The organism is Bradyrhizobium sp. SRL28 (genome assembly GCF_018596315.1).
Classification (GTDB): domain Bacteria; phylum Pseudomonadota; class Alphaproteobacteria; order Rhizobiales; family Xanthobacteraceae; genus Bradyrhizobium.
Genome location: NZ_JAHEAG010000106.1, coordinates 1 through 7214 on the forward strand (window position 1 = coordinate 1; position 7214 = coordinate 7214).

6 protein-coding genes and 1 pseudogene are annotated in these 7214 nt (G+C 59.9%); 5 read left to right on the forward strand and 2 right to left on the reverse strand.

Annotated features, from left to right (window positions below):
• Nucleotides 1–89: 89 nt before the first annotated feature.
• Nucleotides 90–1001 (reverse strand): EamA family transporter, encoded by a 912-nt coding sequence (locus tag KIP88_RS44965; protein WP_214494499.1) that lies wholly within the window; start codon nucleotides 999–1001, stop codon nucleotides 90–92.
• Nucleotides 1002–1362: 361 nt separating this feature from the next.
• Between KIP88_RS44965 and KIP88_RS44970 the strand changes: the two genes are divergently transcribed.
• The 4 genes from KIP88_RS44970 to KIP88_RS44985 all read left to right on the forward strand — a co-directional run bounded on the left by KIP88_RS44970 (nucleotide 1363) and on the right by KIP88_RS44985 (nucleotide 4936).
• Complete coding sequence (locus KIP88_RS44970; protein WP_214494505.1) at nucleotides 1363–2250, forward strand: class I SAM-dependent methyltransferase; 888 nt, start codon at nucleotides 1363–1365, stop codon at nucleotides 2248–2250.
• 72 nt (nucleotides 2251–2322) lie between these two features.
• Complete coding sequence (locus tag KIP88_RS44975) at nucleotides 2323–3390, forward strand: glycosyltransferase family 4 protein (protein WP_214494501.1); 1068 nt, start codon at nucleotides 2323–2325, stop codon at nucleotides 3388–3390.
• A gap of 145 nt (nucleotides 3391–3535) precedes the next feature.
• Complete coding sequence (locus KIP88_RS44980) at nucleotides 3536–4525, forward strand: zinc-binding alcohol dehydrogenase (protein WP_214494502.1); 990 nt, start codon at nucleotides 3536–3538, stop codon at nucleotides 4523–4525.
• A gap of 9 nt (nucleotides 4526–4534) precedes the next feature.
• Nucleotides 4535–4936, forward strand: a complete 402-nt coding sequence (locus KIP88_RS44985; RefSeq protein ID WP_214494503.1) for a 6-carboxytetrahydropterin synthase — start codon at nucleotides 4535–4537, stop codon at nucleotides 4934–4936.
• A 131-nt stretch (nucleotides 4937–5067) separates the two neighbouring features.
• On the opposite strand, the gene KIP88_RS44990 is transcribed toward KIP88_RS44985, so the two are convergent.
• Nucleotides 5068–5877: a RibD family protein gene (locus KIP88_RS44990; RefSeq protein WP_308163825.1), complete on the reverse strand. Its 810-nt coding sequence runs from the start codon at nucleotides 5875–5877 to the stop codon at nucleotides 5068–5070.
• A gap of 604 nt (nucleotides 5878–6481) precedes the next feature.
• Here KIP88_RS44990 and KIP88_RS48920 point away from each other — a divergent pair.
• Nucleotides 6482–7167: pseudogene (locus KIP88_RS48920) on the forward strand (GTP cyclohydrolase II).
• The last annotated feature ends 47 nt before the right edge of the window (nucleotides 7168–7214 follow it).

Sequence of the window (7214 nt, forward strand, 5' to 3'; positions counted from 1 at the left end):
TGAGCGGACGCGAGCAGCGCGCCCGTCACGATGGAGTCGATAACGGACTCGTGCACCGCCAAAAGTGGCTTCGTTAGCTCGGTCAGATGTTATCTGCTGATCAAGTAACCACCGACGAGCATGAGGCAAATTCCCATGCCCTTTTGTAGCATCTTCGTGCGATCTAGCGATTCCTTGGCCACGCGAGGGAAAAACAGGGTCAACACGATACCGAATGCAAAGACGAAAAGTGGCTGGAACGAATTCACGAGAAGGACCAATGCAACGGGCGCCAGGAGCGTCGCGTAAAGCGTGATGGCTTCGCTGACAATGAACAATGTTTTGCTCAATGCGATGAGGCCAAAAGCGGCGACTTTCGATTGCTTGAAGAGGTCGAGAAAATCTCTGCGGTAACTTGAAACGATGACCAGGGAAACCAAACCGGTCATCGTTTGGCCGACGAATCCCCAAAAAAGCGAAACCCAAAATCCCTTCTCCACGGCGATCAGCTTGAAAATGACGCCATTGACCGCACTCAAGAAGGAAGCCCCCAGCATCAGTGCCACAACGTTACGCTTGAACCGCATTCCCCGCCGACCGGACTCAAACGACAATGCAAGCGCACCGACAATAATTACGAACGAACCCGATCCTTGCGCAAGCGTGATCGTTTCACTCAGGATGAAGTAACCGAAGAAGTAAGCAAAGATGGGTACCGTTTGATAAAACGGTGTGACGAAGGATGCCTCATCGATGTCGAGTGCATAGAGATAGCAAACAGCGGCGAAGACGCTCGACATCCCGGTCGCGACGAGCGCAGTTCCTTGAACGACGCTGACGTCGTACACGTCCGGCTGAATGAACAATAAGATCGGGATCGCCACGCCGCTGAACAGCGAAGAGAATATGACAATGGATCCGATACTTTTTTGCTCGAGGTATCTCGACAGCAAAAACTTGTCGTTGTGATTGGCGCAAGCAAGCAGGAATGGCGCCCATAGGGCGATGAAAAACCAGCTCATAATCGACTCCGCCAGGAATCGTCTTCAGTTCCGCCGGGGCGGAGACTGTGGCTGATCCCGATTGCCGGTCCACGGGTGCGCGTTCCAACGCGTCAGAACCGAACCTCGAGGAATTCTGGGGCGTTATTCTGCTCTCGACTCTCAACCCTAGCACTTGCGGCCCTGCCAGGCGATGCCGCGTGGCATTCAGCGTCAGCGAATTCGAACCGATAGCGACTTTGCAAAACCGATCGCATCGACGCGCCAGATTCCGATACGAGGGGGAAATGCAGCGCGCTTGCACCTCCGTCCGGGGAACCCAAGCGAAGCAATTGAATTGTTTTGTCACTTGGAGTCGGTTCTCGGGCGGCCTGTCGTGCCGATGACAAAGAAGCGGAATTCGATAAGTCCTGCCGATCTCGCAGTCCGCTCGCTGCGGTTGCAGACGCGTGGCACCGAACGACGAGGGCCTTGGTCAAGGTTTCGTGGTGTTAGGACCACGCCCTCGCGCAACACCGCGGATATCGGGTCCTTCTTTGATCGATGTGCATCAACAGGATCTCCCGAGCAGCACGGTGACCCGCAACGACTGCTCGAATACCGACTCGCGCTTGTGCGAAACCTGGCTCGAATCCGGCCCTCTGATGTGGTGCTGGACCTCGGTTGCGGCAACGGCCATCACCTCTTCGCCCTTGCCCCTGAAGTAGCCCGTGGCATCGGGATTGATGTCTCGCCGGGCATGATCGCACTGGCGCGCGCTCGCCTTCGGAACTCAGCCTGGAAAGCCAACCTTACGTTTGAGGTGGGCAACGCCGAGGATCTGAACGGAATCGCAGACCAATCGATCGATCTGGCGATTTGTATCGGTGCCTTCGAGCATATGCTGGATAAGCGAGCGGTGTTGGCCAGCATCTATGGGGTGCTGAAGGTTGGCGGCCGCTTTTTCTGCCTGACACCGGATGCCGATTACGTTTGGTATCGGATGATAGCGCCTGTGTTGGGGTTTGACACCAAACATCTTTCCAGTGACAGAATCCTGACTCGCGAAGAATTTTCCGTGCTGCTGGATCAAGCTGGGTTTCGCCGCAGTCGCTCTGTTCCTTGGACGTTTATTCCCAAAGGAGACGTGCCCGCCCTCGTTGCGCTCCTGCTCACCATGCTTGCTGTCATCGGGAGACACGCTCGATTGGATTCTTTTCGCGGCGGCCTCTCACTATGCGCCTGGAAGGGGGCGAAACCTACCTGGCGGCCAAAAGGAATGGCGTCATGAAGGGGCATATTGTTCGGCTTGCGGCTCGCGCAAATCCGTCTAACCTGGCGCAACCATCACTGGATCAGCACCGTGCGCACGTTTCCATGCAATGAACTGCACGTTGCGTTCGCCGTGCCGGGTGATCTCGCTACGCCGACCGGAGGTTATCGCTATGATCGACGCATCATCCAGGAGCTTCGGCGGCTCGGTTGGCACGTCGATGTCGCCAACATCGGCGACAGCTTTCCATTCCCGAGCATCGCGCAACGCGCGACCGCGCTGGCGATACTGTCCGCGGTGCCGGCCGGCTGTCCGATAATCCTCGATGGGCTTGCGTTCGGGGCTCTGCCCGAGACCGGCGCGCTCCGATCCCGCACACCGCTCATCGCGCTGGTGCACCAACCGCTTGCTCTGCACGCCGGTCTGGGCAGGACGCAGGCAGACGTGTTCCGCAAGAGCGAGCGCGCTGCGCTCGCTGCTGCAGCGCACGTCGTGGCCACGAGTGAGGCAACCGCCCGCATTGTGATCGCTGATTACGACGTCCCGGCTCAGCGCGTCAGCGTGGTCCGACCGGGCAATGATCCTGTTCCGCCAGCGCCTGGCAGTAAGGATGGCGTCGTTCGGCTTCTCTCGATTGGCTCGGTCGTGCCGGACAAAGGATACGATCTGCTGATCGCTGCGCTGGTCGCACTTGCCGACATGCCCTGGCGGCTGACGATCGCGGGTGACCGGACCCGCAACCCGGCCGCCGCCGCGCAGCTTGACGCCGATATTGAGGCGTACAGCCTCGGCGACAGGGTCGCGGTGCTGGGCGCCGTGCCGCCTGAGCGCATCATCGAACTCTATTTGGCATCCGACATATTTGTTCTCGCGTCGCGTTTCGAAGGGTATGGGATGGCGCTCGCCGAAGCGATCGGGCACGGCCTTCCGGTCGTATCCACCAGGGCGGGCGCCATCCCCGACACGGTGCCGGCGGAGGCAGGTCTGTTGGTGCCTCCGGAGGATACGATCGCATTGGCGCAGGCGCTGCGCCGCCTGATCGACGATCCGCCTGAACGGCGGCGGCTTGCGGCGAATGCTCGCGCGGCAGCGGCTCAGCTCCCCACTTGGCAAGATTCCGCCCGACTCTTTGCCAGCGCAATTGAGACGATCGGTTAATGAGCGGGGGGCACGTAGATCCAGCTTGCTCGGTGAGCGCGCTCATGTCGCAGTAGCAAGGAGATTATGGCTTCTCATTCGCCGGCGGCCGGTGCAGACTATCGCTTGTCGAGCCATCGGGAATTCCAGTTCGAGATCTTGGAAAATGGCTGTTAGTGCAGATGCCGATATCGCTTCGGCCCTATGGTATCGCGGCCCCGGACAGGTCGAGATTCGCCGGGAAGAAATAGCTCCGCCCGGCACCGGCGAAGTACGCGTGAAAACCATCTATAGCGCGATCAGTCGGGGCACTGAATCCCTGGTGTTTGGTGGGCGTGTACCCGTGAGCGAATTCGAGAGGATGCGCGCGCCGTTCATGGCGGGTGATTTTCCCTTTCCCGTCAAGTACGGCTACGCCGCCGTCGGACGGGTCGAGAGCGGCGGAGGCGTCTTGCAGGGCAAGAACGTCTTCGCGCTCTTCCCGCATCAGACCGCTTTCAACATCCCAGCGAGCGCAGCGGTCGCGCTTCCGGAGGATGTTCCACCACGGCGCGCGGTGCTTGCTGCCAACATGGAAACCGCGCTCAATGGAGTGTGGGACGCTGCACCGGCACCAGCCGATCGCATCGCTGTTATAGGGGCTGGCGTGGTCGGTTCTCTCGTCGCGTATCTGTGCGGGCGGATTCCTGGTACGGACGTCACGCTTGTCGATATCAATCCAGGCCGGGCGAAATTAGCAGGAACGCTCGGGGTTAGTTTCGCTGAACCCGGGAAAGCAAGGGGTGACTGCGACCTCATCGTACACGCCAGCAGTTCGCCCGATGGACTACGAACGGCGCTCGAACTGGGCGGGGACGAGGCTACTGTGCTCGAGATGAGTTGGTATGGTGACGCGGCAGTGACCGCAATGCTTGGCGGCTCCTTCCATAGCCGTCGGCTTCGGCTGGTATCGAGCCAGGTCGGGCGAGTTGCCCCATCGCACCGTACGCGCTGGACGTGCGTCCGCCGTCTCGCGGCCGCCGTCGCACTGCTCAACGATGAACGGCTCGACGCATTGCTGGCACCGGCGGTTGCGTTCGGCGATTTGCCGGATCAACTGCCGGGAATTCTCGACGCCAGGAGCGGCATACTCTGCCAACCCGTCGTTTATTCGTAAGGAGCTACCTTGTTCACCGTCGAAGTTCGCGACCACATCATGATCGCTCATTCTTTCCGGGGCGCGATTTTCGGGCCCGCGCAGACGCTGCACGGGGCGACCTTCGTGGTCGATGCGGCCTTCATCGCGGACACCCTCGATAACAATGGAATTGTTATCGACATCGGCCGCGCACACAATGCGCTTAAGGCGGTGCTGGCGCCACTTAACTACCGCAATCTTGACGACGTGCCCGAGTTCAAGGGCACCAACACGACTACGGAATTTCTGTCCAAGTATGTTTTCGACGGGCTGGCGAAGCCGGCCCGAGCTGGCGAACTCGGCCGTCCCGGCCGGGAGCTCAAGGCTCTGCGCATCGCGCTCTCAGAGTCACACGTCGCTCGCGCGCAGTACGAGGCGCCTTTGTGGTGATTACGTTGTCTTCGCCGTGCCCCCGACAGCTTCGTGTGCGAGATCGAACCGCTATCACACCCCGAAATCGACCGCTGGCTGGTCAGACGAAAAGCCGCAATCAGCAAAAGCGTTTCAGCGGTGCGCGTAGTTCACGTCGACTTCTTTGGCACACCGAGTGCCACGCGTTGAGCCGAGAGGTCGCAATCAAACAGAACATCATCTTCGATCATGTGCACGCGCACGGGCATACGGTGAGCCTGATCGGCCCGCTCGAGCGGCGGCAACTGGATGCCAGGACCTCCGGCGCCCAACATGACGGGCGAGACGGTTATGTGCAGGCGATCGAGACATCGGGCTGCGATAAAGCGCGAAATAGTGTCAGCGCCGCCCTCGATCAGCATGCGGCGCATCCCTGCCCGCGTCAGCGAGGCTACGATGGTGGACGGAGCTATATTTCCATGTTCGGCCGGCAAAGTCACAACTTCAACCCCGGGAGGCGGCGTACAATGTGTGCCCTCTGCCGTGATTAGCAGTCGGCGAACACCATCATCGGCGAACAATCTCGCATTGGCCCCGAGGCGGCCTCTTGGATCAATCACGGCACGCGCCGGCTGAGGGCCAGCTACTTGTCTGACCGTCAATTGCGGGTCGTCAGCGACGGCAGTGCGAACGCCAACGACGACAATGTCGACGAGCGCACGCAGCCGGTGAAGGTGCTCAATGCCAGCTGGACAATTGATATACTTTGAATGTCCAGTAGCCGTCGCGATGCGCCCATCGAGCGATTGGCCGACCTGCCCTACGATCACGAGATCGTCCACTTCCCCGTTGCGCAACGGACCAAACAGATCCGCCCAGCCTCGAGGAAGGGGCTGCTGCCCTCTACGAAAACGCTGGACAAAGCTCTCCCATGCATCAGGAGACGCGAATTCACGGGTGCGTAATTTGCCAAACTGCACGGCAGAGATCAAAATTCGGAACCTGTGACCGATCAATGCTACTATCGACCTCTCGGCCGCAAAAATCCATCTGATTCCTAGCGGAATGATTCAGGACTTTCGGTGTTCTACGAACGCGCCCGGTAACGAAGGTCACCCGCCAATGAGCGCCGCGCATTCGTCTGCAAATTCAGCCCTGCTTGGCAACAAGGAATGCCTCAATGTCAGCCGCGCGTTAAGCGAGCTGCAGGCGCGAAGACCGATTCGTATTCGCGCATCTGGCGAGTCTTTGCTCGTTTTGCCAGTCGACGGGCTTGACCAACAACGCCTGGATGATTTTGCGGTTCTATGCAGTCCGAACGCGCCGAAACTCGTCGTCACGCAACAGCGAGCGCACTGGATCGGCATCAGGGCATCGACAGCAATGGCGTTATCGCTTTCCCGAGTAGTCGGCGTGAGTACTATCTTCGACCTCGCTGCCAACGCTGAAAACGAGGAGCATTTCGCAGGAGAGGCGGAAGCTGCAAGTCGTGCTGCCACGGCGGCAATCCGGCTCGCTAAATTGAGCCGCAGCCTGCCGGCGATTCTCGCAGCGGACGTGCTGCCGAACGGCGACGACGATTTGATGGACCTGATCGTTGCGGTCGAAGCGGACGCGGTCAATCGGTTTGCCGCGGACGCGACCAATACACTTGCGCTCGCGAGCGAAGCAACGATTCCACTGGCGTCGGGCAGAGCGGCGCGCTTTGTCGTGTTTTGGGATGCTCTCGGCGTGGATCAAGTCGCCATCATAGTCGGCAAGCCAGATTTTACTCAACCGGTGCCGGTTCGACTTCATTCGGCATGCCTGACCGGAGACGTGTTCGGCTCGCGGCGATGCGACTGTGGTGACCAGCTTCGGCTGGCCCTCGCTCACCTCGAAAGCCTCGGCGGCGGCGTCATTCTGTATATGGCGCAAGAAGGCCGCGGTATCGGCCTTGCGAACAAGATGAGAGCCTATCGACTGCAGGACGGCGGGCTCGATACGCGTGATGCCAACACGACGCTCGGCTTCGAAGACGATGAGCGCGACTACGGGGTTGCTGCGCTGATGCTGCGACCCTGAACTGCACGCGGATCGTCCTGCTCACCAACAATCCCGCCAAGCTCGACGGGCTCACTGAAGCCGGAATCGAGATCGCTGCCCGCGTCGCGCTTGAAGTGCCGGTCACCCCCCACAACAAGCGGTATCTAACGACGAAGGCGGTACGCTCCGGTCACCATCTCAGGGGCGATCTCCATCCGGACTGCCGGATTGAGCGCGGGGATTGACCGGCCGACGAGGTAATCGAGAGAGTGGCTGTCTGCATGTCGCGTAT